Source organism: Amycolatopsis sp. ATCC 39116, assembly GCF_000231075.2.
Taxonomy (GTDB): domain Bacteria; phylum Actinomycetota; class Actinomycetes; order Mycobacteriales; family Pseudonocardiaceae; genus Amycolatopsis_E; species Amycolatopsis_E tucumanensis.
This window is the reverse complement of record NZ_AFWY03000010.1, coordinates 49,441-73,664: the sequence shown is the minus strand read 5'-3', so window position 1 is coordinate 73,664 and position 24,224 is coordinate 49,441. Positions and strand designations below refer to the sequence as shown.

30 protein-coding genes and 1 tRNA gene are annotated in these 24,224 nt (G+C 69.5%); 15 read left to right on the top strand and 16 right to left on the bottom strand.

The window, feature by feature from the left end:
* Positions 1-54 precede the first annotated feature (54 nt).
* The gene (locus AMY39116_RS0314305; RefSeq protein ID WP_020418322.1) at positions 55-570 is read left to right on the top strand and encodes a DUF6328 family protein; all 516 of its coding nucleotides are present in this window, start codon (positions 55-57) and stop codon (positions 568-570) included.
* A gap of 3 nt (positions 571-573) precedes the next feature.
* Here the strand turns inward: AMY39116_RS0314305 and AMY39116_RS0314300 are convergent, their stop codons facing one another.
* On the bottom strand, positions 574-858 hold the full coding sequence (locus AMY39116_RS0314300; protein ID WP_037324126.1) for a DUF3040 domain-containing protein: 285 nt from the start codon (positions 856-858) through the stop codon (positions 574-576).
* A gap of 417 nt (positions 859-1,275) precedes the next feature.
* On the opposite strand from AMY39116_RS0314300, the gene crcB (AMY39116_RS0314290) reads away from it, so the two are divergent.
* The 6 genes from crcB (AMY39116_RS0314290) to AMY39116_RS0314265 all read left to right on the top strand — a co-directional run bounded on the left by crcB (AMY39116_RS0314290) (position 1,276) and on the right by AMY39116_RS0314265 (position 4,913).
* Positions 1,276-1,647 carry a fluoride efflux transporter CrcB gene (crcB, locus tag AMY39116_RS0314290; RefSeq protein ID WP_020418320.1) on the top strand — a complete coding sequence of 124 codons (372 nt, stop codon included), beginning with the start codon at positions 1,276-1,278 and terminating at the stop codon, positions 1,645-1,647.
* Entirely contained in the window at positions 1,644-2,015 is a 372-nt protein-coding gene (crcB, locus tag AMY39116_RS0314285; protein WP_020418319.1) for a fluoride efflux transporter CrcB, read from the top strand. Before crcB (AMY39116_RS0314290) ends, crcB (AMY39116_RS0314285) begins: the two co-directional genes overlap by 4 nt.
* A 31-nt stretch (positions 2,016-2,046) precedes the next feature.
* Positions 2,047-2,784 carry a dienelactone hydrolase family protein gene (locus AMY39116_RS0314280; RefSeq protein ID WP_020418318.1) on the top strand — a complete coding sequence of 246 codons (738 nt, stop codon included), beginning with the start codon at positions 2,047-2,049 and terminating at the stop codon, positions 2,782-2,784.
* Positions 2,785-2,795: 11 nt separating this feature from the next.
* Positions 2,796-3,074, top strand: a complete 279-nt coding sequence (locus AMY39116_RS0314275; RefSeq protein ID WP_020418317.1) for a DUF6295 family protein — start codon at positions 2,796-2,798, stop codon at positions 3,072-3,074.
* A 235-nt stretch (positions 3,075-3,309) separates the two neighbouring features.
* Positions 3,310-4,581, top strand: a complete 1,272-nt coding sequence (locus AMY39116_RS0314270) for a YeeE/YedE family protein (RefSeq protein ID WP_020418316.1) — start codon at positions 3,310-3,312, stop codon at positions 4,579-4,581.
* A gap of 95 nt (positions 4,582-4,676) precedes the next feature.
* Positions 4,677-4,913: a hypothetical protein gene (locus AMY39116_RS0314265; RefSeq protein ID WP_020418315.1), complete on the top strand. Its 237-nt coding sequence runs from the start codon at positions 4,677-4,679 to the stop codon at positions 4,911-4,913.
* Positions 4,914-5,234: 321 nt separating this feature from the next.
* Here AMY39116_RS0314265 and AMY39116_RS0314260 read toward each other — a convergent pair whose 3' ends face one another.
* The 6 genes from AMY39116_RS0314260 to AMY39116_RS42835 all read right to left on the bottom strand — a co-directional run bounded on the left by AMY39116_RS0314260 (position 5,235) and on the right by AMY39116_RS42835 (position 11,721).
* A complete protein-coding gene (locus AMY39116_RS0314260) occupies positions 5,235-5,441 on the bottom strand; it encodes a hypothetical protein (protein WP_039791504.1) in 207 nt (68 codons plus the stop codon).
* A 28-nt stretch (positions 5,442-5,469) separates the two neighbouring features.
* Positions 5,470-7,131 carry a hypothetical protein gene (locus AMY39116_RS0314255; protein ID WP_020418313.1) on the bottom strand — a complete coding sequence of 554 codons (1,662 nt, stop codon included), beginning with the start codon at positions 7,129-7,131 and terminating at the stop codon, positions 5,470-5,472.
* 60 nt (positions 7,132-7,191) lie between these two features.
* On the bottom strand, positions 7,192-9,030 hold the full coding sequence (locus AMY39116_RS0314250) for a hypothetical protein (RefSeq protein WP_020418312.1): 1,839 nt from the start codon (positions 9,028-9,030) through the stop codon (positions 7,192-7,194).
* Positions 9,031-9,203: 173 nt separating this feature from the next.
* Positions 9,204-10,166: a chitinase gene (locus tag AMY39116_RS0314245; RefSeq protein ID WP_020418311.1), complete on the bottom strand. Its 963-nt coding sequence runs from the start codon at positions 10,164-10,166 to the stop codon at positions 9,204-9,206.
* Positions 10,167-10,179: 13 nt separating this feature from the next.
* Positions 10,180-11,328: a beta-1,3-glucanase family protein gene (locus tag AMY39116_RS0314240; RefSeq protein WP_020418310.1), complete on the bottom strand. Its 1,149-nt coding sequence runs from the start codon at positions 11,326-11,328 to the stop codon at positions 10,180-10,182.
* A gap of 141 nt (positions 11,329-11,469) precedes the next feature.
* The gene (locus AMY39116_RS42835) at positions 11,470-11,721 is read right to left on the bottom strand and encodes a PASTA domain-containing protein (RefSeq protein WP_020418309.1); all 252 of its coding nucleotides are present in this window, start codon (positions 11,719-11,721) and stop codon (positions 11,470-11,472) included.
* 270 nt (positions 11,722-11,991) lie between these two features.
* On the opposite strand from AMY39116_RS42835, the gene AMY39116_RS0314230 reads away from it, so the two are divergent.
* Positions 11,992-12,339 (top strand): hypothetical protein, encoded by a 348-nt coding sequence (locus AMY39116_RS0314230; RefSeq protein ID WP_235716125.1) that lies wholly within the window; start codon positions 11,992-11,994, stop codon positions 12,337-12,339.
* A 55-nt stretch (positions 12,340-12,394) separates the two neighbouring features.
* On the top strand, positions 12,395-12,946 hold the full coding sequence (locus tag AMY39116_RS0314225) for a DUF305 domain-containing protein (protein WP_020418307.1): 552 nt from the start codon (positions 12,395-12,397) through the stop codon (positions 12,944-12,946).
* Positions 12,947-12,980: 34 nt separating this feature from the next.
* Here AMY39116_RS0314225 and AMY39116_RS0314220 read toward each other — a convergent pair whose 3' ends face one another.
* A complete protein-coding gene (locus tag AMY39116_RS0314220; protein ID WP_020418306.1) occupies positions 12,981-13,244 on the bottom strand; it encodes a DUF3040 domain-containing protein in 264 nt (87 codons plus the stop codon).
* A gap of 197 nt (positions 13,245-13,441) precedes the next feature.
* Here AMY39116_RS0314220 and AMY39116_RS0314215 point away from each other — a divergent pair, with 197 nt between their 5' ends.
* Positions 13,442-14,797, top strand: coding sequence for an MFS transporter (locus tag AMY39116_RS0314215; RefSeq protein WP_027935915.1), 1,356 nt, complete (start codon positions 13,442-13,444; stop codon positions 14,795-14,797).
* On the opposite strand, the gene AMY39116_RS0314210 is transcribed toward AMY39116_RS0314215, so the two are convergent.
* The 4 genes from AMY39116_RS0314210 to AMY39116_RS0314195 form a co-directional block, all read right to left on the bottom strand.
* Entirely contained in the window at positions 14,786-16,027 is a 1,242-nt protein-coding gene (locus tag AMY39116_RS0314210; RefSeq protein ID WP_027935914.1) for an MFS transporter, read from the bottom strand. The two genes, AMY39116_RS0314215 and AMY39116_RS0314210, sit on opposite strands and share 12 nt — an antisense overlap.
* Positions 16,028-16,237: 210 nt before the next feature.
* On the bottom strand, positions 16,238-16,540 hold the full coding sequence (locus AMY39116_RS0314205; protein ID WP_020418303.1) for a hypothetical protein: 303 nt from the start codon (positions 16,538-16,540) through the stop codon (positions 16,238-16,240).
* 18 nt (positions 16,541-16,558) lie between these two features.
* Complete coding sequence (locus AMY39116_RS0314200) at positions 16,559-17,311, bottom strand: ZIP family metal transporter (RefSeq protein WP_020418302.1); 753 nt, start codon at positions 17,309-17,311, stop codon at positions 16,559-16,561.
* Positions 17,312-17,416: 105 nt separating this feature from the next.
* Positions 17,417-17,629 (bottom strand): type IV toxin-antitoxin system AbiEi family antitoxin domain-containing protein, encoded by a 213-nt coding sequence (locus tag AMY39116_RS0314195; RefSeq protein WP_272882124.1) that lies wholly within the window; start codon positions 17,627-17,629, stop codon positions 17,417-17,419.
* A 399-nt stretch (positions 17,630-18,028) separates the two neighbouring features.
* Here AMY39116_RS0314195 and AMY39116_RS0314190 point away from each other — a divergent pair, with 399 nt between their 5' ends.
* Together AMY39116_RS0314190 and AMY39116_RS0314185 are read left to right on the top strand one after the other, a co-directional pair.
* Positions 18,029-18,619: a TetR/AcrR family transcriptional regulator gene (locus AMY39116_RS0314190; protein WP_027935913.1), complete on the top strand. Its 591-nt coding sequence runs from the start codon at positions 18,029-18,031 to the stop codon at positions 18,617-18,619.
* On the top strand, positions 18,616-19,263 hold the full coding sequence (locus AMY39116_RS0314185; RefSeq protein ID WP_020418299.1) for an enoyl-CoA hydratase-related protein: 648 nt from the start codon (positions 18,616-18,618) through the stop codon (positions 19,261-19,263). The genes AMY39116_RS0314190 and AMY39116_RS0314185 overlap by 4 nt, the downstream gene beginning before the upstream one ends.
* Positions 19,264-19,292: 29 nt before the next feature.
* Here the strand turns inward: AMY39116_RS0314185 and AMY39116_RS0314180 are convergent, their stop codons facing one another.
* From AMY39116_RS0314180 to AMY39116_RS0314170, 3 genes are all read right to left on the bottom strand, one after another.
* Positions 19,293-19,679 carry a hypothetical protein gene (locus AMY39116_RS0314180; RefSeq protein ID WP_020418298.1) on the bottom strand — a complete coding sequence of 129 codons (387 nt, stop codon included), beginning with the start codon at positions 19,677-19,679 and terminating at the stop codon, positions 19,293-19,295.
* Positions 19,680-19,875: 196 nt separating this feature from the next.
* A complete protein-coding gene (locus AMY39116_RS0314175; RefSeq protein WP_020418297.1) occupies positions 19,876-20,181 on the bottom strand; it encodes a hypothetical protein in 306 nt (101 codons plus the stop codon).
* 374 nt (positions 20,182-20,555) lie between these two features.
* Positions 20,556-20,750: a hypothetical protein gene (locus AMY39116_RS0314170; protein WP_020418296.1), complete on the bottom strand. Its 195-nt coding sequence runs from the start codon at positions 20,748-20,750 to the stop codon at positions 20,556-20,558.
* Between the two features lie 333 nt (positions 20,751-21,083).
* Here AMY39116_RS0314170 and AMY39116_RS46090 point away from each other — a divergent pair, with 333 nt between their 5' ends.
* The 3 genes from AMY39116_RS46090 (at position 21,084) to AMY39116_RS0314165 (ending at position 24,047) form a co-directional block, all read left to right on the top strand.
* Entirely contained in the window at positions 21,084-21,563 is a 480-nt protein-coding gene (locus AMY39116_RS46090; RefSeq protein ID WP_157358553.1) for a hypothetical protein, read from the top strand.
* Positions 21,564-21,779: 216 nt separating this feature from the next.
* Entirely contained in the window at positions 21,780-23,006 is a 1,227-nt protein-coding gene (locus AMY39116_RS46085) for a hypothetical protein (protein ID WP_157358552.1), read from the top strand.
* Between the two features lie 219 nt (positions 23,007-23,225).
* Positions 23,226-24,047: a site-specific integrase gene (locus AMY39116_RS0314165; protein ID WP_235716131.1), complete on the top strand. Its 822-nt coding sequence runs from the start codon at positions 23,226-23,228 to the stop codon at positions 24,045-24,047.
* 44 nt (positions 24,048-24,091) lie between these two features.
* On the opposite strand, the gene AMY39116_RS0314160 is transcribed toward AMY39116_RS0314165, so the two are convergent.
* Positions 24,092-24,164: transfer RNA gene (locus tag AMY39116_RS0314160), tRNA-Lys, on the bottom strand.
* Positions 24,165-24,224: the final 60 nt, after the last annotated feature.

Below are 24,224 nucleotides of genomic sequence, written 5' to 3'. Positions count from 1 at the left end.
TTCCATTTATCGGTCATTCTGTGACCGCGCAAATCCTCCCATAGGCTGATCTCCGTGAACGGCCGTGACGAAGAGACCCCGAACCAGCGCCTCGCGCGCAACGTGAACGAACTCCTCGGCGAGCTGCGGGTCGCGCAGGCCGGGGTGCAGATCCTGTTCGGCTTCCTCCTGACGGTGGTGTTCACCGGCGAGTTCCGCGCGGCCAGCGGATTCGAGAAGGCCGTGCACCTGGTCGCGGTCCTCCTCGCGGTCGTCTCCACGGCGCTGCTGTCCTCGCCCGCGGCGTGGCACCGGATCCTGTTCCGCGCGGGCCGCCGCGACGACATCCTGCGCGCGGGCAACCGCGCCGTACTGGCCGGCCTGGTGTGCCTGGCGGCCGCGATCACCGCGACGGTGTCGCTGATCGCGAAGGTGGTCTACGGCCCGATCGCGATGGCCGTGGTCGGTGGGCTGGTCGGCGTCACGTTCGCGGTGCTGTGGTTCGTGGTCCCGAACTTCCTGTCCAACCACTCGGGCAACGACACGCGCCCGTCCCCGGTGCCGCCGAGCGACTCCGCGACGGCCGAATGACCGTCAGTACAACCGGTGCAGCCAGGCGCGCCAGATCAGCGCCGTCGGCACCACGGAAGTGAACACGGTTCCGATCACGAACAGGATCACTGCCTGTGACTGGGCCGCCGCTACGAGCAGGAAAAGCCCCAGCACGGGCGAGCAGAGGATCCCGAGCACGGACAGCAGGATGCCGGACACGCGCATCGGCCGTAGTTCGGCAAGCCGCTGCGCCAGCCGTGGGTTTTCGGCGGCCAGTTGCCGCTCGATCTCCGAGAGCCGTCGCTGTTCTTCACCGTGGAGTGCCATCGCCTGCACCGCCTCTACCGACCAGTATCGCTCGCCGACGGGTCCTTGTCACGATGTGATCTGCGCTGTGCTTTGGCTGTCGTTCCGTGCGCCCTCACGGTGAGTAGGTAATATTACCTCCCGTTAACCCGATCGCGGGAACCAAAGGGCGAGGGGAGAGCGTCCGATCCTGCGAGAACGAACCGTGTGGGAGTGCACGCGCGGGCGAGGGAGAAGGTGCTGTTGATGAGCAAGACCGACGAGCGCGTCATCGGTGACACGCCGATCTTCGAGGCGCTGCGCGAGGAGTTCGACTTCGACCGCCTGCTCGAGGACCTGGTCGAGGAGCCGAAGCAGGCCGAGTGAGACGTTACGGTGGTGGCTGTGAGCGGTGATCCCGGCCCGGCCACCACCACTCGCCGATCGCAGGCCCCCGTCTTGGCGGCCGTGGCGGTCGGCGGTGGGATCGGTGCGCTGGCCAGATACGAACTGGCCACCACCTGGCCCACGGCCCCGGGCCACTTCCCCTGGACCACGTTCGCCATCAACGTCAGCGGCTGCCTGCTGATCGGCGTCCTGATGGTGCTGGTCACCGAGGTCCGCGTGGCGCATCCCCTGGTCCGGCCCTTCCTCGGGGTCGGCGTCCTCGGTGGGTTCACCACGTTTTCCACCTACGCCGTGGAGATCCACGGGCTGCTGAAGCCCGGCTCGGCGGGCGTCGCGCTCGCCTACTTCGGTGGCACGCTCCTCGCGGCTGGGCTCGCGGTCCTCACCGGGGTCGCCGTCACGCGCCGGCTGGCAGGCCGATGACGGCCGTCCTCGTCGTCGCCGGCGCGCTGGTCGGCGCGCCCCTGCGCTACCTCACCGACCGCGCCGTGCGGTCCCGGCACGACGGCCCGTTCCCGTGGGGCACGCTGCTGGTCAACCTGGCCGGCTGCCTGGTGCTCGGCGGCCTCACCGGCGCCGGCACCGCGTTGCCCGCCCCGCTGCTCGCGCTGCTCGGCACCGGTTTCTGCGGCGCGCTGACCACCTACAGCACGTTCAGCTACGAGACGTTGCGGCTGGTCGAGCAGAAGGCGTACTTCTACGCGGCGATGAACATCGTGGTCAGCGTCGCGGCCGGGATCGGTGGCGCGTATGCCGGATTTGCCGCTGTGCAGGCGTTTTCGGCGGTGTGACGAGGACCTCGCGCCGTGCCAGGCTGACGCCATGACCGATGCGATGCGGGCCGAGACCGTCAGGATCACCGGGCACGGTGGCGACGAGATCGAGGCCTACCTGGCCACGCCACTGGACCCGGCGCCACGCGGCGGGGTGGTGGTGATCCACCACATGCCCGGCTACGACGAGGCGACCAAGGAGATCGTGCGGCGCTTCGCCGTCCACGGCTACCACGCGATCTGCCCCAACCTCTACTGGCGCGAGGCGCCGGGCGCGGACCCCGACGACGCCGCCGCGACCGCCCGCGCCCAGGGCGGCGTCCCGGACGAGCGGCTCGTCGGGGACGTCGAGGGCGCGGCGAACCACCTGAAGGGGCTGGACGGCGCCAACGGCAAGATCGGCGTGATCGGCTACTGCTCCGGCGGGCGGCAGACGTTCCTGACCGCGTGCAGCATCCGGATCGACGCCGCGGTCGACTGCTACGGTGCGTTCGTCGTCAACGACCCGCCGCCGCAGATGGCCGGGATGAAGCCGCTGCTGGGGCTCGCGCCGCAGCTGTCGTGCCCGCTGCTGGGGCTGTTCGGCGCCGAGGACAAGTTCCCCTCGCCCGAGGAGGTCGCGACGCTGTCCGCCGAGCTCGACCGGCTGGGCAAACCACACGAGTTCCACACCTACGAAGGCGCCGGACACGGGTTCTTCTCGGTCGACCGGCCCAGCTACCGCCCGGAGGCCGCGGTCGACGGGTGGCGGCGGGTCTTCGACTTCTTCGGCGAGCACCTGGTTTGAGGAGAGACGACATGTGCACCTACCTGACCGAGCAGATCGAGATCGACGGCAGCGGCAAGTCGGCGCGGGGGTGGATCCCGCTGACGCACGCCTCGGTGTACGTCGACCACCCGACACACGCGCAGTACGCGCACACCGTGAACATCGACTTCCTCAACCCGGCGGAAGGGCCGTCGGCGCGGGTGCCGGTGGAGCTGACCGAGGAGGCCGCGCTGGCACTGGCGGACGCGATCCACCGGGCGATCGCCTCCGCGCCGAAGGGGCTCGCCTCGGCGAAGCAGCTGATGTGACCGTCGAGGACGGGCTGCCGACGGTGCGCCACGCTCTCGGCAGCCCCCAGGGCGGTTTGACCGGTCGAACTCGGGGACCGCAGTGGGCGAGAACTCCTCTGGAGTTGTGCGGCCAACCGCAGATGTGACCGGATAAGCCCATGGCGTACCGCACTCTGGGATGACCTGGGCGAATGGTTCACGGAGTCTTAACGTTGTCCGTGGTTGACCCCCATGGCCCGTTTTGGAGTGCTCTGTGTCCGCTGTCACCGACCGGCCCCCGGCCGGCAACTTCCTGCTGCGCTCGCCCACCTCGTGCGCCGCGCCGATTCCGGAGCCGGAGGCGCCCGTCCGCTGGGTGCCGCTCGCGATCTCGGCCGCCGGGTCCGTCGCGCTGAGCTGGTACGTCTGGGCCACCTACGGCGGCAAGTTCGGCGCGCTGCTGGTCATCGGGCTGTTCCTCGGCCTCGCGCTGTACCACTCGCGCTTCGGCTTCACCTCCGCGTGGCGGCAGCTCATCGCGGTCGGCAACGGTGAGGGCCTGCGTGCCCACGCCCTGCTGCTCGGCACCGCCGCGACCCTGATCGCCCTGCTCATCGGCACCGGCACCGGCCTGTTCGGCACCACGCCGAAGGCCACCGCGGGACCGATCGGGCTCGCGTTGTTCGTCGGCGCCGCGTTGTTCGCCGTCGGCATGCAGCTCGGCGGCGCGTGCGCGTCCGGCACGCTGTTCGCGGTCGGGTCCGGGCAGTCGTCGATCGTGCTCACGCTGGGCGGGTTCATCGCCGGATCGGTCCTCTACACCTGGGCGTTCCCGCTCTTCGACGGCTGGCCGCAGGTGTCCGGCGTGCTGCTCGCCGACCACGTCGGCTGGTTCGGCTCGTGGGCCATCACCATCGCGGTGCTCGGGCTGGTCGTCGTCGCGACGCGGGTGGTCCAGGCGCGCCGCAACCCGCCGCCGGTCGGCGTTCCGCCCACCGCGAAGGGCTTCGCCCGCGTGTTCCGCGGGTCGTGGCCGCTGCTCGTCGGCGCGGTCGTGCTGGCCGTGCTCGCCGCCGCGGTCGTGCTCGTCTCGGGTGGCACCTGGGGCGTCACGTTCGCCTTCGCCCTGTGGGGCGCGAAGTTCCTGCAGCTGATCGGCCTGCACCCGGAAACCTGGGAGTTCTGGCAGACCACGAGCAACGCCAAGTCGCTGGCGAGTCCGATCTGGACGGACAAGACCAGTCTCACCGACATCGGCATCATCCTGGGCGCTGCCGTCGCCGCCGCGGCCGCGGGAACCTGGAAGATCCACTCAGAGATCCCGTGGCGCACGGCGATCGCGTCCGTCCTCGGTGGAATCCTGATGGGCATCGGCGCCCGGCTCGCCGGCGGCTGCAACATCGGCGCTTACCTGGCCGGCATCTCCACCGGCAGCCTGCACGGCTGGCTGTGGGGCATCTTCGCGCTGGGCGGCACGTGGATCGGCCTGAAGCTGCGGCCGCTGTTCGGGCTCGCCAACCCGAAGCCGGCCGACTCGATCTGCTGACGTTCCCAAGCCCTGGAATGGCAGGACAACCGCCGGGTTGTCCTGCCATTCTTCGTTGCGGGGAAGGAAAATCCCCGACAGAGAAAGGTGGGAACATGAAGAAGACCGTGATCCGGGGCCTCGTCGCGAGCGCCCTCGCCGGGGCGGCCGTGCTCGGCGCCGCGGCACCCGCGCTGGCCGCTCCCGCGCCGGGCGACGTGGCCGTGGTGGACGAGCCGGACACGACCAACCTCGACAACGCCTACACCTTCGCGCCGCTGGGCGTGCCGGTGATCGGACTGGTCCGCTCGATCAACGCGGCGCCGGGCAAGCTGCTGCCGAGCTTCGGCTGAGGTTGAACACGGAGGAGCCCCGCGCCACCCACCTGGCGCGGGGTTCTTCTGTTTGGTCCGCTGGCACTGCCTGGCGCGGGGTCATGGACCGCCGCCTGCCGCCGGGCTGCGGCGGCGCCGGGCCCGCACACGAAAGAGCCCCGCGCCACCCACCTGGCGCGGGGCTTTTCTGTTCGGGCCGCCGGGGACGGTTGGTGGGTGGGTCGGGCTGCGTGAGTTTCGGCGTCGGCACCTGCATGGCGCGGGCTCGGGAGGCGCCGGGCCTGGAACACGAAAGAGCCCCGCGCCACCCACCTGGCGCGGGGCTCCTCCTGGTCCCGCTCAGCCCGCCAGTTCGGTCAGCAGGCCGTAGACCGGGGCCAGCACCGTGGTCGGCGCCCCGATCGTCGGGTCGAGCAGGGGGCCCGCGTCGGCTCCCGGGACGAGCCAGATCGGCACCTCGTCGGCGCTCGCGACGCCGCCGCCGAGCCCCAGCGCCGCGGCCGCGATCACGCCGCCCGCCAGCACCCTCGCCACACTCCTGCGCACTTGCACTCTCCTTTCTGCTCCGCCCGTCTCAACCGAGCGGAAAACTGATCGGCACGACCGTCCCCTGTGGAACGAAGAACCCGGCACCCTCACCCGGCACGTCCATGCCCGGCGCGTGCGGCTGCCCCGGCGCCATCGGCATCGCGTTGACCTGCGCCGCCGCGAACAGCTGCACCCGCGGCGGTTCGGGCTGCTCCGGGCCGAGCCACTGCCGGAACCCGGTCACCGTCGCCGCCTCGCCGGGGAACGCGTTGTCCAGCGCCACGGCGTAACTGACCGCCGCCTGCTCGCGCGGGTCGAACCGCAGTGGCACCGTCGAGCTGGCGACCGTGTTCACCAGCGGCCCGGTCAGCAACCACGGCGCGACGTACAGCCCGTACGGGTACGCCGGCCGCTCCCGCTGCGCCGCGGCCGCACCGTCCAGCGCCGACGCCGCCTGCGCCCACCCGGACACCACCACCAGCGCCGCACCGTCCGGCCGCACGGCGACACCACCAGCCGCAGCCGCGTCCTGGACCACCCGGGCCGCCTCCGTGCCCCGCGCCGACGAATCGCCGACGACCGTGATCGAGCCGGTCCCGCGGGCGGCCAGGAAACCGACGAGCTTGCGCAGCGCGTCCGCGTCCGCTTCGGACAGTGCGTCCGCCGGGCAGCTCGTCAGCACGTCCTTCCGCCCGGCGACCAGACCGCCCAGCGCGGTCGTCGCGCACTCCGGTCCGTCCGGGCCGGACGCCGTCGCGACCCCGCTCGCCGAACCGGTGTCCACCTCGATGGTCCGGCCGGACACCACAACCGAGCTGCGCCCCGCGGGCAGGTCGACCTCGGCCCAGAACCCGGAGGCCCCCGGCCGCGCGACCGCCTGGACGGCCGGCCCGTCCCCGACCGCGACCGACCCGGCCGTGGGCAGGTGGACGAGGTTCCGCCCGGGCCGCTGTGGGCTCACCAGCACCGGCGTGCCACCCGCGTCGGCGAGCAACGGCACCCCGGGCACCGGCAGCTCGGCAGGCTGGGGCAGGGCGACGAACGCGCTCCACGCCACGAACGCGGCCGCGACGCCGACGACCGCGACCCGCCGCCACAACACGGCCGCCACGATCGGCAGCACGAACGCGGCCAGCAACGCGATCCCGAACCCGGTCTCGTACAGCCGCCGGTCGAACGCCACCCCGGACAGGACCAGCTGCACCGCGCCCGCCAGCGCCAGCACACCGCCGAGCGTCCAGGACAGCGGACCGAGCCGGGGCGTCTCCGCACGCGCCAGCGCCAGCGACGCCAGCCCGAACCAGGCGGCCGTCGCCCCGACGTAGACCGTGTCGATCGCGAACTCCACCCCGGACCGGCCCAGGGCGGTCTCCAGCACCAGCAACACCAGCAACGCCGTGGCCACCCAGCGGCCCACCGGCGGCCGTCGCGTGGTCAGCACCGGCACGGCCAGCACCAGCAGCGCGTGCACGACCGCGCCGACGACGTTGACGTCGAAGGCCACCGCCGACACCACGGCCAGCACTGCCGACAGACCGCTCAGCACGGCGGTGACCTGCCACAACCGGCGGGGCAGCGTTTCCACCTGCGGCCGCAGCAGCCCGATCCCCGCGACGAATGCCGTGGCGGGCAGCAGCACCAGCCGCACGATCAGCGCGGCCAGATCCAGCCCGGCCGAGCCGGTGACCGGATGGGACCCGTGGTCCATGAGTTACCTCTTCCGCGCACCGTCCGTGCGGGGCCGGGGACGGCCCCGCACGGAGAGCGCTTACTTCACGTCCGCGTCAGCGACGACGAACAGTTCCGAGTGGGGCTTCGCGTTGCCGAAATCGCCGTGCGGCCACGACTTCCGGTTGAAGTTGATGCCCACCTGGCCGGTGAACTCGTCGCGGAAGTCCTGGTCCACCGTGGCCTTGCCGTCCGGCGACAGCTTCACGATGTTGACCTTGTGGTCACCGTCCAACCCGGACCGGGCGACGAAGTAGTTCGACACCGCGAGCCGGTCCGGCGAGGTGACCTCGTGGTAGAAGCCGTCCTCGCCCAGCTCGAAGTTGTCGTACGCGCCCCAGTGCGGGCCCGCCCCCGGCGTGCCCGGGTTGATCGGCGCCGCGCCGGCGAGCGTGGGCAGCACCCCGTTGTCCGCGCCGCTGCGCGCCTGCTCCTTGGTCTGGATGCCGGGACCCGCCCAGTCCGGACCCTGCGCGAGCAAATTCTCGATGTTCAAGATGTAGACGCCACCGGTGGTGCCGGGGTCGTCCGGCCCGAGGGTGCCCTTCTGCCGCCCCTGGATGGCGCGGTAGAGGAACCGGTCGTCCGGGCTGGTCTGGATCCAGCCGCCGTTGGAGCTGGCGCCGATGCTGTCGTTGTTGCCCAGCGCCCGGTTCGCCGCGCCGTCGTCCCACACCTGGTACCAGTGGGGCTCGGCCTTGGTGATGTCCGGCGTGTAGAACACCGCGCCGCCCTGCATGGTCTGGGCGAAGGCGCCCCTGTGGCCGGGCAGGTTGGTCACCGTGGTCTCCATGACCGCGCGGCTCTCCGCGTAGAGCGGGTCGTAGTCCCCGGCGCGTGGGCCGTCCGGCAGGTAGGACACGGCCTTGAGCTTCGGGTTGTTGCGGTCGGAGATGTCCCAGGTCCGGACCGTCGGGCGGCGCAGGTACGGGGACGGCTGCTTGACCGGGTCGAGGATGATGTTCCGCGGCTCGGCGTAGTCGCTGGTCACCAGCGTGTTCAGGTCCTCGCGGGCCTGGATGCCGTGCGGGTTGGCGCAGGTCGGCTGGCCCAGCGTCGGCAGGTTCTCGCACAGCTTCGCGTTGTCGCCCTGCGGCGTGGCGGCCGAGGTCTGCGACAGGACCTGCGCGTTCTGGTCGAACCGCACGACCTCGCCGGGGCTGCCCGCGAAGCCGTTGCTGATCACGGTCTGGCCGTTGGCGTAGGTGTACGGGCCGGGCGCGACCGGGCCACCCATGTAGGTGCCGTAGGCCGTCCCGTCCTTGAGCACCCAGTAGGCGTCCGGGACCGACCCGCCGAGGGTCTGCGTCGGCAGGCTGACGCCCTTGAGCTTGAGCTGCGGCAACGCGCTCACGTCGAACGCGTAGGTCGCGGCCGCGAACAACGCGCCGGCGTAGATCGTGTCGCCCTTGTGCCACACGTACTGCATGTGGTGCGGCTCGTTCTCGACCAGCGGGCCGACGGTGGCGGTGTTGACGACCTTGCCGTACGTCGGGGAGCCCTCGGTCGCGTCGATGACGGCGAGGAAGTCCGGCCCGGGCAGCGCGTTCTTCGCCTTGTTGAGCCCGCCGCTGATGGTGCCGGGCAGGTTCTTGACGTCCTTGACGACGGTGTCCGCGATGTTCTCGTCGCCCGCCCACACGAGCAGCCATTCCTTGCGCTGCCCATTGTTTTCACTGCGAATTTTATTGACGTCGCCGCCGACCAGGTGGTTCTCCACCCAGTACTGCTTTCCGTCGGCCCCGGTTTTCGAATCGGTGACCACCTGCACGTCGGCGTAGGCGCTGCTCGTGCCCGTGTAGGTCACGGCGCCGGCGGCGAGTGCGACGGCCGCCGTGCCCGTCAGTATTTTTCGCCATGACGGCGATTTCAGGCGCATGCCTTCTCCATGTTCCGTTCCCTGAATCTGTGCCCGGGAATTGGGCGGAACGGAATGGTTCCGCGCGGCGCCGAGGGGTGTCAAAGCAGTGTCAAAGGTTGGGAATAACCCACGCAAAAAGTTCCCCGTGTCACCCTGACGAGTGACACGGGGACAGTGTCCAGTACGGACAGTCAGCCGAGCGCGTCCAGGTGCGCCCGCACCGGAGTGGAGAACGCCCAGCCCGACGAGGCGTCCCAGTTGACCGACCACGTCATCACGCCGCTGATACCGGGCCACGCGGTCGACGGCACGTAGGACCCGCAGCCGGTCCGCGTCGCCAGGCAGTCGAGCGCCGCGTTCACCACCGAGGGCGCCACGTACCCGCTGCCCGCCGCCTGCGCGGTCGCCGGCAACCCGATCGCGACCTGGTCCGGCCGCAGCACCTGCAGCAGGTGGCAGGCCTGCGCGGTGATGAAGTCGACACTGCCCTGCGACACCACCCGTCCGTCGCACCCGAGCATCGAGCCGGAGTTGTAGTACTGCGTGTGCACGACGGTGATCAGCGGTTTCACGCTCTCGATCAGCGTCAGGTACCGGCCGCCGGGCTGCACGTCGAGCGTCTGCGGCGCCATCGTGACCAGGAAGCCGTCGCCCATGCGGTCGTGCACCTGGGTCACCGCGCTCGCGGTGTTCGCCGCGTCGAAGCTGCCCTCCAGGTCGATGTCGATGCCCTGGACGCCGAACTCGGTCGCGACGCGGGTGAACGAGTCGACGAAAGCGCTCACCCGGTCCGCGCTGCTCAGGTCGATGTTGCCCCGCTCGCCGCCGATCGACAGCACGATCGACTTGCCCGCCGCCTTCTTGGCCGCGATGTCGGCCTTCAGGTCGGCGTCGGTGTAGCCGCCGAGCGCGTTCGACAGGTCCGGGTCCACGCCGAAGGTCACCGCGCCGGGCGTGGCGGGGTCGGCGTTGGCGAAGGCGAGCACGATGACGTCGTAGGCGTCCGGCACCTGCGACAGCTTCAGCGGCTGCGCCGAGTTCACGAAGTTCTGCCAGTAGCCGGTGAGCTGCTTGGACGGCAACGCGGCCTGCGCGGGCGTCCAGCCGAGCGCGACGAGGAGCCCGGCGAGCACGAGCACGATCAGTCGTTTCATGTGCGAGCCCTTCCTAGAACGGGGTGAGGGTGACGGTGCAGGACCGCGGGGCGGGGTCTTCGATGTAGGAGGCGAACCCGCCGACGTCGTCGAACGCGAAGCCGTACGCCCGCCCGTCCGCGGTGGCGGTGTGCATGATCCGGGCGTAGTGGTTGGTCACCGCCGTGCGGTAGAACGCGCCGGGGTCGGAGACCGGCTGGTTCGGGTTGTCCAGCAGCGTCGAGCGGTTCAGCGCGGCGCCGAGCAGCGCCGCGACCGGGCCGGTGAGCCCGTCGTTCGGCGCGGCCAGCGCGCCGTCGCAGAACAGGATGTCTCGTGTGGACGGTCGCCGGATGGGGGACGCGGTGCGGCCGGAGCCGTCCCGGACGACGAGGTTGCCGTCGGACCCGACGCGCCCGGTGAAGACCGCGGATCCGGTGTCCAGCCGCAGGTCCGTGCCCGCGTACTTGGCCCACACCGCGTCGGTGTAGCTGTCGAAGTACGTGGCGGAGAACCGGCCGGCGTCCAGGCCGTGACCGGGCGCGATCACCCGCAGGTCGTCCACCACCAGGTTCGCGAAGTCCGGCTGCGCCCGGATCTGGTCGAAGATCTGCGCCCGGCCGCCCGCCTTGAGCGTGCCGGTGCTCTGCGACGCGGCGCCGGTGAGCTGGATCGACAGCGGCACGCTGAACTGGTCGACCATCGTGGTGTTGCAGTGCATGCCCAGGTCGTCGAGCGTGAACTCGACGAAGTCGTGCAGGATCCGGTAGTTCGGGTCGCTCGCCACCCACCCCGCCGGGTACTGCAGCGCCGGGCGGCCGGCGCCGTCGGTGACGGCCTTGAACTTGAGCTTCTGCCCCAGCGCGAAGTACAGGCGCCCGGACATCGGTGGCACGTTGATCGTGGTGGCACCGCTGGCGTTCAGCGGGATCGCGTAGTCGGTGAACCCGTCGGAAGCGTTGTCGGACAACGAAACCGGCGCGATGGACCCGTCCGCGCGGACCCGGAACTGGTTGCCCGCGCTGTCGGTGCCGACCAGGTAGCACCAGATCGAGGTGTTCGCGAACTCGCCGCTGTCGTTGACGATCGTCAGGGGCAGCGCGGTGGCCGCGCTCGCCGGTCTGACGGAGAGCGCCACCGCTCCGGCGCTCGCGGCGAGGAGGAAGCTCCGGCGACTCAGCATCGGCAGACCCTTTCATCCGATCGAGTGGATGGTCTATACCAATGTGAGTGGCGCGCGCGGTAACGGACAATAGGCTCATCAGGTGAAGTGCTGACAGGCGTTGTCCGGTCGCGGGACGGCCGGGAAGGGGCGGCTGCCCGATCAGGCAGGCTGGAGGGTGTCGGCCTCTTCGGTCGGCGGCGGCGTGATCGGGTCGTCCGACGGGCGGCGGCCGTGCTGGGTGATCAGGACGACCGTGGCGCCCTGCTCGGCGCCTGCCGTGCCGATGGGCGCCTGCGCGACGACTACGCCCTCCTCGGGCGCGGGCATGCCCTCGGGCCCGGCGGGGACCAGCCCGGCGCGGCGCACGATCGAGCACGCGTCGTCCGCGCCGAGGCCAACGACGTCGGGCACTTCGACTACCGGACGGTGCCGCCGCATGTGACCAGTCTAGGCGCAGATCGACGACGTGCGCCGCGATCCGGAACCGGGTATACCGGGCATGTCGACAACGACCCAGGGAGGACGCCATGGTGCACCCCGTGCCTCCCGGTCCCGAGCCCATTCCGCCCGGGCCGGGTCCCGATCCGGTGCCGCCGCCACCGCCCGAACCGCCGGTGCCGCCGACCCCGCCGGAGCCCCCGATGCCGCCGCCCGATCCACCGCTCGGCATATCCTGATCGCGTGACGGTGACCGGCTGGCGACGAGCGGTGCTCCTGTGCCTGCTCGCGTTCGGCCTGGTCGGCATGCACCACATCGCCGGAGCGGACCACCCGGACAGCGCGGTCGTGACCGTGGTCGCCCACGCCGGGCAACCCGACGGCGACCACGGCCATGGCATGACGCACGACGTGCTGCACCTGTGCCTCGCCGTGCTGCTGGCCGGGGTGCTGCTCGGCCTGTGGACCTTGCTGCGCGCGGTGCGGAACCCGCCGCTCGCCCGTCGCCCCGCCGGCCGTCCCCGCTCGCGGGCGCCGGACCGGCCGTCCGGTCGCGCGGTGCTCGCCGGCCTCTGCGTGCTGCGGCTGTGATCGGCGCTCGTCCGCCGAATTCGCAGTAGCAAACACATGAGAGGTTTCCTTTCCCATGCGCAAGACCATGGGCGGCCTGCTGCTGGCCGCCATCCTCCTGGCCGGTTGCGGGACCCAGCCGCACGAGTCCCACGGCACCACCACGACCGCGGCCGAGCAGCAGGCCGGTCACAACCAGGCCGACGTCGACTTCGCCCGGATGATGATCCCGCACCACGAAGGTGCGCTCGCGATGGCGGAGCTGGCGCCCGGCCGCAGCACCGACCAGCGCGTGCTCGACCTCGCCGCCCGCATCCAGCGGGCGCAGGACCCGGAGATCCAGCAGATGCGCGGCTGGCTCACCCAGTGGGGCGCGCCGGCCACGCCGATGGACCACTCGATGCCGGGCGAGATGGGCCACGACGACATGGCCGCGCTCGAGCACGCCACCGGCGCCGAGTTCGACCGGCAGTTCCTGCGGATGATGATCGAGCACCACCAGGGCGCGATCGAGATGGCCCGGACCGAGCTGGCGGCGGGCTCGAACGCCGACGCGAAGGCACTGGCCCAGCGGATCATCGACAGCCAGCAGGCCGAGATCGCCGAAATGCAGGCGATGCTCGCCTGACCAGCGGGCGGCGGGGCGGGCGTCCGCCCCGCCGTCACGGCCGCAGCGCGCCGATCCGCAGGCACACGCCCGTGGTCAGGGCGAGGATGCCGACGAACAACAGGAACACGTTCGCGGTCACCGCGCCCAGCCCGATCAGGAGCGCGCCGAACGTCATCAACGCCAGGCACCCCAGCCTGCGGAACCGGCCGAGGTGGTGGAACCGGCCCTCGCGCAGCGCTCTGGTCAGCTCGGGATCGCTGATCTCGAACCACTGCTCGATCGCCCTGAGCTGCTGTTGCTCGTTCCGGCTCAACATGGGCCGCCCCTGGGTCGCCGTCGACTGGTCTGCACCGGCGGATACCCGGATCAGCGCAGGTCAATCCGGGTGGCGATGGGTTCGACCGCTCGGGGTACGGCCGCTTCGCGTGTGGCGCGGCTCATCGCGGATCCCCTGGACCGGGTGGTTTTCCCGGTCCAGACCACGGGTACGCGGTGACGGTGCCAGACCAAAACGTGAGCGTCGCTGATCCGGCGGTGGTCAAGCGGGCGGTCGGCGCGGCGGCGATCGGCAACATCACCGAGTGGTACGACTTCGGCGTCTACGGCTACCTCACCACGACGATCAGCAAGGTCTTCTTCACCGACCTGTCCGGTCCGGTCGCGACGATCGCCACCTTCGGCTTGTTCGCGGTGTCGTTCCTGATCCGGCCGTTCGGCGGGTTGTTCTTCGGGCCGCTGTCCGACCGCATCGGCCGCAAGCGCGTGCTGTCGCTGACCGTCGTGCTGATGGCGCTGGGCACGTTCGCGATCGGCGTGGTGCCCGGGTACGAGGCGATCGGCATCGCCGCGCCGCTGCTGGTGCTGTTCGCGCGACTGCTCCAGGGCGTCTCGACGGGCGGCGAGTACGGCAGCGCCATGACGTTCATCGCCGAGTACGCGCCGGACCGCCGCCGCGGGTTCCTGGGCAGCTGGCTCGAATTCGGCACCCTGACCGGGTACGCGTTCGGCGCGACGATCGCGACCGTGCTGACCGCGGTGCTCACCGAGGACCAGCTGCTGAGCTGGGGCTGGCGGATCCCGTTCCTGATCGCGCTGCCGATCGGCCTGGTCGGCCTCTACCTGCGGCTGCGGCTGGAGGAGACCCCGGCGTTCGCGAACTACGTCTCCGGCGAGGGGAAGCAGCGCGGGTCGGCCGGGCAGGAGTTCCGCACGATCTTCAGCCGCTACTGGCCCGCGATGCTGCTGTGCGCCGGGCTGGTGCTCGCCTGGAACGTGACGAACTACATGCTCACCAGCTACATGCCGACCTACCTGACCGACACGCTGCCCGGCCTCGGCGAGGACGGGGTCGGGGAGACCGCGGCACAGGTGCTGCAGATCGTGGTGCTCGTGCTGCTGATGGTGGTGGTCACGTTCCTCGGCAGGCTGTCGGACCGGTTCGGGCGCCGCCGGATCGTGATGGCGGGCTGTCTCGGGCTGGTCGTGTTGTCGTTGCCCGCCGTGCTGCTGCTCCGCGTCGGCGGGGACGTCGCGACGTTCGCCGGGCTGGCCGTGATGGGCCTGACACTGGTGTGCTTCTCCAGCACGCTGCCCGCGACGCTGCCCGCGATGTTCCCGACACACATCCGCGCCGGGGCGCTGTCGATCGCGTTCAACATCTCGGTGTCGCTGTTCGGCGGCACCACGTCGACCGTGATGGGAGCCCTGGTGGCCGGCACCGGCGACCTGAACTGGCCCGCGTACTACCTGATCGCGGCCGGTGTCGTCGGCGCGATCTGCATCCACCTGACGCGGGAGTCGGCGGGCCGGCCGTTGCAGGGCTCCCCGGCGATCGTCAGCCCCGACGAGCTGACCGGGTCACGCCGCTGAGGCGGCGAGCACGGGTTCGACGACCCGGCGGCGCGCCCGCTGCAGCGCGAGCGTCGCCACACCGGTGGCGGCGAGGGTGACCACACCCGCGACCAGCAGGGCCTCGCTCGCGCCGAGCCGCTCGCACATCCAGCCGAGCAGCGGGGCGCCGGTCGCGCCCGCGGCCGCGGCGATCGCGCCGTCGATCGAGAGCACGCGGCCGCGCATGTCCTCGGCCGAGTCGAGCTGCAGCCGGGTGCTCTTCGCGGTGTCGATGAGGACCGCGCCTGCCGCGATCGGCAGGATCACCGCGCCGAAGCCGAGCATGCCGGGCAGGAAACCGCTGACGGTCTGCAGGAAGCTCGTGACCGCGGCGGCGCCGAGCAGGAGCGGGACGGTGAGCTCCCGCACGCGGGCCGCGATGATCCCGCCGATCACCGTGCCGACGGCGAACACGGACGACAGCAGCCCGTAGCCCGCGGCGCCCGAGTTCAGCGGCCCTTGGGCCATGGCGGCCATGGTGACCTGGTAGTTGCGGCCGAGGCCGGACAGCACGAAGCCGAGCGTGAACAGGACGATCAGCACGTGGCTGCGGCGCACGTAGGCCACGCCGGCGCGGACCCCGGCGCGTTCGGCCTTGGCGACGGCGAGCGGGTGCAGTTCGGCCGTGCGGATCACCAGGACGGTGACGATGACGGCGACGAAGCTGGCCGCGTTGAGCACGAACAGGAGCGCGTCCCCGACCGCGGCGGCGAGCACGCCGGCCAGGCTCATGCCGAGCACGCGCCCGGCGGAGTTGATGATGCTGCCGAGGGCGAGCGCGTTGCCGAGGTCGTGGCGGGGGACGACCTGGCCCGCGAACCGGCCCAGCGCGGGGGATTCGAAGGCGCCGACCATGCCGGCGATGGCGGTGAGGCCGTAGATGGTGGCCAGCGGCATGTCCTGCCACACCATGAACGCCAGCAGCAACGCGATGACCAGGTGGGTGGTCTGGCCGGCGAGGATGATCCGCCGGGGCGGGAACCGGTCGGCGATCGCCCCCGCCCAGGGGCCGATGAGCAGCGCCGGGAGGGTCGAGAGGAGGACCGACAGGCCGACCGAGGTGGCCGAGCCGGTGCGGGCCATGACGACCCAGTTGAGGCCGAGTACCTGCATCCACGTACCGGTCACCGAGACGAAGTCGGCGGTCGCCCACAGGCGGTAGTTGTGGTTTCCGAGCGCGCGGATCATCGGCGGCATTTCTCGCCGCAAGGGTGTTTCCTTCCGAAGGAGCCGGGGTAGTCCCGAACGGGTCCCGGCGGTGGGACGTGCTTGAGGCCTGGGCCGGTCGGGGCCAAGACCTGCTTTTCTGGGCACTCGCCCAGGCGCGTCACCACGCTACCGGCGGGTCAGCGAGCTGTCCTTGTGTCGATGGCTACAGCGGCCGCTGCTAACACTTCTCCGGTGTGGCGAGGGCCGCAGTCACACCCGGAACCGGAGCGGGGCGGAGTAGCGCCGGCGGGCGTGGTGCAGGCGCCGTCGCAGTGCCCAGGTGATCTTCCTGGCTTCCCGGCGCCGGTAGCCGAGGTCCACCTCCGCGCGGCAGGTGAACCAGACCGGCGCGAGCAGGTTCTGGTCGGCATCGGCCTGCAGGAAACCGACGCGCAGGTTCGTCCGGCGCACTTCGGGCTCGTGACCGAGCACGGCTCGCGCGATGCGGGTCGCGGTTTCCACGTCCGCGCTGGTCTGAACGTAATAGCCGCCGCGGGTCCAGGCCTCGGTCATGATCCGATCCTGGCGCGATCAGGCCGCCCGTTCCAGCGCGAAGGCCGTCAGGAACCCGGCCGCCGTGATCAGGCCCGTCACCAGCTGCGCCTCCTCGAACGCCTCCGGCACCATCGTGTCCGCGATCATCGCCAGGATCGCGCCTGCCGCCACCGCCGTGATCACCGCGATGGTTTCCGGCGCCGCGCCGCCGAGGAGCAGGTTCCCCAGCAGCGCGGCGGCGCCACTGGCCAGCGCGATGCCGCCCCACACCCCGAACACGTACCGCGCGCTCCGGCCCGCCTGCTTCATGCCGGCCGCGCTCGACAACCCCTCCGGCACGTTCGAGATGAACACCGCGGCCAGCACGGACACGCCGATCCCGCCACCGCCGAGCAACGACAGCCCCAGCACGACCGACTCCGGCACCCCGTCCAGCAGCGCCCCGATGGCGATCGCGCTGCCGCTGCCCCGCACCTCGTCCTCCGAGGGCTGCCGGCCGTGCGACCGCTTCCGGTGCCGCGCCCCGCGCCGGGCCAGCGCGACGTTCGCCAGCACGTACGCCACGGCTCCGCCGAGGAACCCGAACGCCGTCGGGAGCAGGCCGCCGGTGCGTTCGGCCTCGTCCACCAGGTCGAAGGCGAGCGCCGAGATCAGCACCCCGGCCCCGAAGGCCATGATCCAGGCGACCACCCGCGACGGTACGCGCGCGAACCACGCCACGGCGGCGCCGATCACGAGCGCCGCCCCACCGACCAGGCCCCACACCCCGGCTTCGAGCCACTCCGGCATCCGCACCTCCCGCGTCGCGTCCGGGGATCATCGTCGCGCGGCTGGCGTGGTTCTGCTCGGTTCGGCGGTTAGGAAAGCGCTTACAGCGGCGGTGGGCGGACCGTCCTAACCGGACGAGCTCTCCCGGCCCGGCCTGCGTTCACGTAGCGCGTCGAGCTGTTTGCGCACGTCCTCGACGTCCCAGCGGTACTGGCCGCCGGGGGTGACGAGCACCGGCCGGATCCAGCCGCGCTCGGCGTAACGGCTGATCGACCGCCGGGACAGGCCCAGCTCGGCCGCGAGTTCACCCGAGCCCACCGTACGTCGGCGTGCAGTCATGATCGTCACCGTATTGGGTGACCCGCCGGGGCCGCGCGGCCCATGGCCCGGTTGGCCCGCATAGCCTCCATGTCCTTGTCGGCCAAACCTTTTACCGGGTGGGGTAACGGGCTCGCCGAGCCGTCCGACTTCCGGGTCGGGAAGGGGCGACATGTCGAGATGGCGCCGGAGCGACACGGTGAGCCGCCGCGTGTTCCGGCGCGTGCGGTGCCCCCGGTGCGGACGGCGGCGGCGGGAAATGCGCGTGTTCGGCACGCCGCGGCATGACGCGTCCGGGAACCTCAAGCCGCGGTGGCAGGTCCGCCGCGAACTCGATGCGCAGGCCGGCGCATGGCACCCCGAGCCGCGCTGCGACCGCTGCCGCTAGTTTTAGAGCAGGTGCTCTGTTACTGTCCGGTCATGCCCCGGCCACGTGTGCACGACCTCGACCGGATGCTCGACACTGCCGAGCGACTGGTCGCGGAGGACGGCGCGGTGTCGGTGCGCAGCCTGGCGAGCGCCGCCGGCGTGTCGAACGGGGCGATCTACCACGCGTTCGGCTCGATCGCGGCGTTGCTCGGCCGGGTGTGGCTGCGGGCGGCGACGGACTTCCTGGACCTGCAGTCGGAACTCGCCGACGCCGCCGTGTCGCCCGAGGACGCGGTGGTCGCGGCCGCCGACGCCCCGGCCGTGTTCGCCGAGCGGCGCCCGCACGCGGCGCGGATGCTGCTGACCGTCGACAAGGATCAGCTGCTCGGCCCCGGTCTGCCGACCGAACTCGCCGATGCCCTGTTCGCACTGGACAAGCGCGTGGTGGCGTTGCTGGTCCGGCTGTCGCGGGCGATGTGGGACCGGCGGGACGCGGCGGCGGTCGGGGTGATGACGACGTGCGTGGTCGACTTGCCGACCGCGTTCTTCCGGCGCGAGCTGGACACCAGCGCCGACCACCGGGACCGGCTCGCCGCCGCCGTGCGGGCCGTTCTCGCTGTGCCACTTCGACCGAAGGGATGATCGTGCTGCATTTCGAAGACCCGGTGTACGTGCTCGACCTGGGCGCCGACGAGAACCGGTTCGCGCCGGACTGGCTGAAGGGCGTGCACACCGCGCTCGACACGGTCACCGGGAGTGCGTCCGCGCTGGTGACGATCGGGACCGGCAAGTTCTACTCGAACGGCCTCGACCTGGACTGGCTCTCGGCGCACGGCGACCAGGCGCAGAGCTACGTCGCCGACGTGCAGGACCTCCTCGCGCGTGTGCTGACGCTGCCGGTGCCCACGATCGCGGCGGTGAACGGCCACGCGTTCGGGGCGGGCGCGATGCTCGCGATGGCGCACGATTTCCGGATCATGCGCGCCGACCGGGGCTTCTTCTGCTTCCCGGAGGCCGACATCAACATCCCGTTCACCCCCGGCATGGCGGCGTTGATCCAGGCCAAGCTGACCCCGGCGGCCGCGGTCGCGTCGATGACCACGGGAACCCGCTTCGGCGGCCCGGACGCGCGCGAGCTCGGGCTGGTGGACGACACCGCGAGCGAGGCCGAGCTGCGCGACCGGGCGGTGGCGAGGGTGCGCCCCCTGGCCGGCAAGGACCCGGGCACGCTGGGCACGATCAAGGCGACGATGTTCGCGGGGGCAGTGTCCGCGCTGCGCGCCTGAGGTTCGCGACCGTCCCTTGAGGACGGCCGTTACCCGTGCTGGGGGGAGAGGACGTCCCGGTGCTTGCCGGTGGTGAGCCGCAGCCAGGCCTCGGACCAGCCGCTGGAGACGGCGATCTCGTCGATGACGCCGGTGGGCAGGCACAAGCGCCGAACCTCCGCCGCCGCGTCATCGCCCCGCGCACGAAGCCGCTCCAACTCGGCGATCAGTTGGCCGACGGATTCGTAGCGGGTCCAGGAGGTGTCGTGCTCGCCGCTGCGCAGGATCAGGAGCAGATCGTCGATCAGCGACTGGACCGGGCTCATCGAGGGATTCTGACGCCGCGGGTCTGGTGACGGCAAGCGGCTGGCGCGCGGACCCCCGCCCACGAACAGCGCGAAGCCGGCATCTGCGGGGTTCTCTTCGATCTCGCCCACGACTCGGACTAAGACGGGCTGGCACCAGGATCAGCGGCGAGGGACACGGACAATTGAGGTTGCCCGGCCAGTGGGTAGTCGTACCACCCGTCTGCTCGCTCGGCGTCCGTTGCCGGAAGCGCCTCTTCGATCGCCTGCACGACGACAGGTGCTCCAGCGACTTGTGAACGTTGGTCTCGAAGACCCACCCGTGAACTTAGTCGCTGCCCATCTGAGGCCGGTGCGAACGGCGGGCACTGCGCCAGACAGCTTCGAACTCCTCGGCGTCGATGACGAACAACGTGAAGTCCGCATCGGCCGCGATCTCTTCGAGCGGCGGTTCCGGCTCCTGGCCCAGAAACGTCGTGCCGATGGAAGTCGACTCATCCGCGTAGTCCTGGCGGCCGTCTCGGTACAGGTCGACCTTGCGGGTCTCGTAGCCGTCGTCGCCGGTCTCGCTGTAGAGGAGAACCGGTTCGTCAGGGTGGTCGTGGTGCCAGAGCACCTTCTTGTAGCTCGGCATCGGTCCTCTTCTCCGAACGGTGCCGGGGCCAGGGGGTAGTCGTTGTCTTCACCCGTACCGCCGAGGACGGCCCGGCAGACGCGTTCGACTTCATGGTCCGCACGCCGCGGCGCATGGCTCCGTCCCGATCAACAGAAACCCGCCACAGCCCGGCTGACCAGGCGAAAGAGTGGGGCGCCTGGGGCTCGAACCCAGAACCTACGGAGTAGATGACCACTTGGCGGGTCGGCTGCCGTTGGTTGCCGACAGCTCCGATGAGCTGCCCGGATAGCGAGTGCAAACGCTCGCCATCTCGGGCCGCTTGTCGGCGTCTGCCGTCGTTTCGTGGGGAAAAAGCGGGGAGATGATCTTGGCCCGGGAGTGCGCTGGTGGACTCAGCTCGACGCTGCCGTGAGGAGGTGCAGGACACCAATCACCGCAGCGGGCAACCCGGCCGCGCACTTCTTGATGATCTTCTTCATACGCTTGACCGCCTTCCTCGCGAGCTTGCGGAGGTCGAGGTTGGAAGCGATGTTCAGGACCAACAGAACAGCGAGCAGCGCCGAGACCCAGCTTGCCGCCGGGCTCAACCCACCAACATCGTCAACTCTAGCGTGACCGGTCCTACTGAGGTGATCTCCTCGCGGCGCGGGTTCATCCCTGCCGGGCGGGGGGTGCAGGTCAAGGGTCTGCCGGAGGCCGCGGAGCGCTCTTGACCGGTGCCGGCCGGTCTGGCTGCCCTCGGGCGCGCTGCGAGGAGGTCACCGGGGCCTTCCCCTGATCTCTGAAGCGGTGCCGGGTCCAGGGCGGAGCCCTGGCCGCCGGAGGCTGGCGGGCGCGCGATGTAACGCTCAACCAGTCGTCCGCAGATTACGTCGTCAGCGGGGTTCAAGTGCCTGCCCGGTGCGGTGGATGAGGGGGACATGGATCCCAGGGAAGTACGTCGCCTGGTCAAGGTGCGCAAGTGCTCGTGTTCGATGTGCTTCTACTGTGACGAAGCCCTGGACGACCGTCATGAGCATGACCACTTCCCGGTGCCGAAGGTAGCCCGGGGTACCGAAACAGTGGCGGCTTGTCTCGATTGTCACGACCTCAAGGACCGGATCAGGTTTGAATCCTGGCCGATTTCGGCCTGTGTGGAGGCCGTGAAGGGCCTGCTCACCGGGATTGACTTCTCAGAACAGAGGTTCTCACCGCCTGCAGACCTTGCTGCTTGGGTCGGGAGCAACTCGAGCTTGACCGATGCCGGCATCCTCGAGCGTTGGGCGGCTCTTCCACCTCTCACGCGAATCCTGTACGGGAAGCTCCGGTGGATCGAAGCGGAGCGCCAGCATCGTGCGGGCGGGCCGAGCGACGGTTCATCTGCCCTGGCGGCTCTTGTAAGCAGGAGTCGCCTTGCGTGAAGGAGTAGGAGTGGTGGCGGATAGCACGTGGGATCGATAGGCGTTGGGCGTGGCCGCCGGCCGAAGCGGAGCGGCAGGCCGAGCGGCCTGCGGCGCGCTTGCGCGCCGCCTTGATCTCGTAGAGCCCAATTCGGCAAGTTTACAGTGACCCTAGCTTTTGTCGCAGGCGCTTGCTGGGAGCATCAATGTTGGCGTCGGCGGACGTGAGGATTCTGAGTGTCTGCGAACAAGTGGTACTACGAAGTCAATCTCGGAGAGCAGCCGATCGATTGGGCAACTCAGGGTGATCCGCTGATAGCCTACCTCCGGCAGGAGATGTTACCGCGGCATATCACTATGTCCAACTGGGTGTTGCCAGGATTCGAAGGAGATGCAGATCTTTCGATCTCGCATGGATACTGTCTGTATCACGATGAGCTACCAATGCGCCTTGTTTTCACCCTCTCTGAGGGTGGAATGAAGATTTATATCGAGGCGTCAGAGTTGCCGAATTCGGAACATGATTTAGAGCCTTGGCTGACCGCTCTCGATACGGCGGTGAAACGACTAGCCGAAGATGAGCCGGAGTTCAACTGGTGGGCCGCAATCGGTTCTCGTGAGGCAATGATCTCGGACGTTCCCAAAGTGGTCGAGTCGGCGACTCTCGGTAATATAACCATCGAATCGGCGAAGAATCCTTATACGGAAGGGCTCGACGGGCTTGAAAACCCGCACATGTCTGGGGCGAACATCGTTTCATCGTTCCCGTTGGTGGTGCGTGGTCGAAGTCGTGGCTATAACTGGGATGCGGCACTAGATCGTGCGACGCGAGACCTTAACACCATCTGTGCCCTTTTGTCTGTTGAGCTAGATTGCCACTGGAGAATTCGCAGCCAGCCTCACATTGATGAAGGGCGGGCGATCGAACTGCCTTCTTGGGGTTACGGATTATCGGACTCAGAGCATCATATTCCGGTTTTAGGAAGCATGCGAGAGGTGCGTATCCCTTCGTGGTTTGAGCGCGCGTTTGCGCTCGTTGGGGAGGATGAGATCCTCTACGCGGCTATCCACTCCCACCGAGAGGGATTGGCGCTGGTGGACGAACACCCATCGCTTTCGCTGATCTGCTTCATTAGTGCGATCGAAGGTATTGGTGCTAAGTTTGAAGATCTTCAGAAGTGTGAATATTGCAACTCGCACACGGGTGCCGGCAGGAGGTTCCGAAAGGCATTAAAGACCGTGTACAGCAACAAGCAGATGAAGGATTTGGTGACCGCTTACGAACTAAGGTCTCAAACGGCTCACGCTGGTATCCTCCACGGCAATGAGACGCACATGGGGTCGGTTAGGATTCCTTTCACTATGTTCGCTGGGCGACCTCCAAGTATGGACTTCCGCTTTAATACTCTCTGGTCGATGCGCGACGCCAGCAAACGCGTGCTGGTTGGTCAATTTGCTGAGTGACTTACGTAGTGTGGTTAGTGGGTTGGCCTCACCACTGCGATAGCCTTGTCATCGTGTTGCTTTGCGCGTGGAAGGTGAATTGCATTCGCATCGCCTCCGCTCTCTCCTTGATAACAACCCTGTAGCAGCGCCGTCAGTTGCTCAGTGTCAGCTTTGGCGACCGGATCCCAGTCTATATTGCGATGTTCGAGAATGTCGTATGCCCCGTCTGTGGACAAAATGCTCCACGGGATATTTGTCCGAATTTCGGATGTGGCATGTCGAGAAGCGGCCGGATCGGTTTCCGCGATCCAATACCCGCCAGGCACGTTGCGATACTCGGCCTGTTGGGTCTGGAGCTCGCGCAGCAGTGCTCGGTGTTCGTCGTCGAAGCCGTGGCCTGGCCAGACGAAGCAGCCGCGGGCGCTGGACGCGGACGAGCGGGCCGAGTGGCTGGCTCAACTGGAGAAGAACGAAAAGGCTGTTCGCTGGGACCTGCCCGACCTGTCCAAGTTCATGATGGCCACCGGTGTCCGGATCGGGGAGGCGCTGGGCGTGTTCTGGGAGGACATCGACTTCGAGGCAGGCACGGTCGACGTCGCTCACACGGTCGTCCGGGTCAAGGGCAAGGGGCTCTACCGCAAGCCTCGGCCCAAGACGAAGAAGAGTGAGCGCGTGCTGCCGCTGCCGTCGTGGGCGCTGGAGATGTTGAAGGAGCGGTGGAGCGCGGAAGCCCGGCCGATGGCGAGCCCGGTCTTCGCCAGCACCACCGGCGGCCTCCGGGACCCGAGCAACGTGCTGCGGGTGATCCGGCAGACGCGGGGCCGTGAGGAGTTCCTGTGGGTCACCTCGCACACCTTCCGCAAGACGACAGCGACCGTGCTGGACGATGCGGATGTGCCGACCCGACTCATCGCCGATCACCTCGGGCACGCGCGGGTGTCCATGACCCAGGACGTCTACCTCGGCCGGAAGTCGGTCAACCCCGCTACGGCGGCCGCCCTCGAAGGGCTCCTGGATAACCCGTCCACGGGCAAAAGTGGGGATAAAGCGGGGAGATGATCTTGTCCCGGGCGCGCCGCGACCGCGCTGACCAGGCGAAAGAGTGGGGCGCCTGGGGCTCGAACCCAGAACCTACGGATTAAAAGTCCGCAGCTCTACCAATTGAGCTAACGCCCCGTGAGCTCAGCTTAGCGACCATCGCCCACCACTTTGGCCCGGGGTGGTGCCCTCACCGTC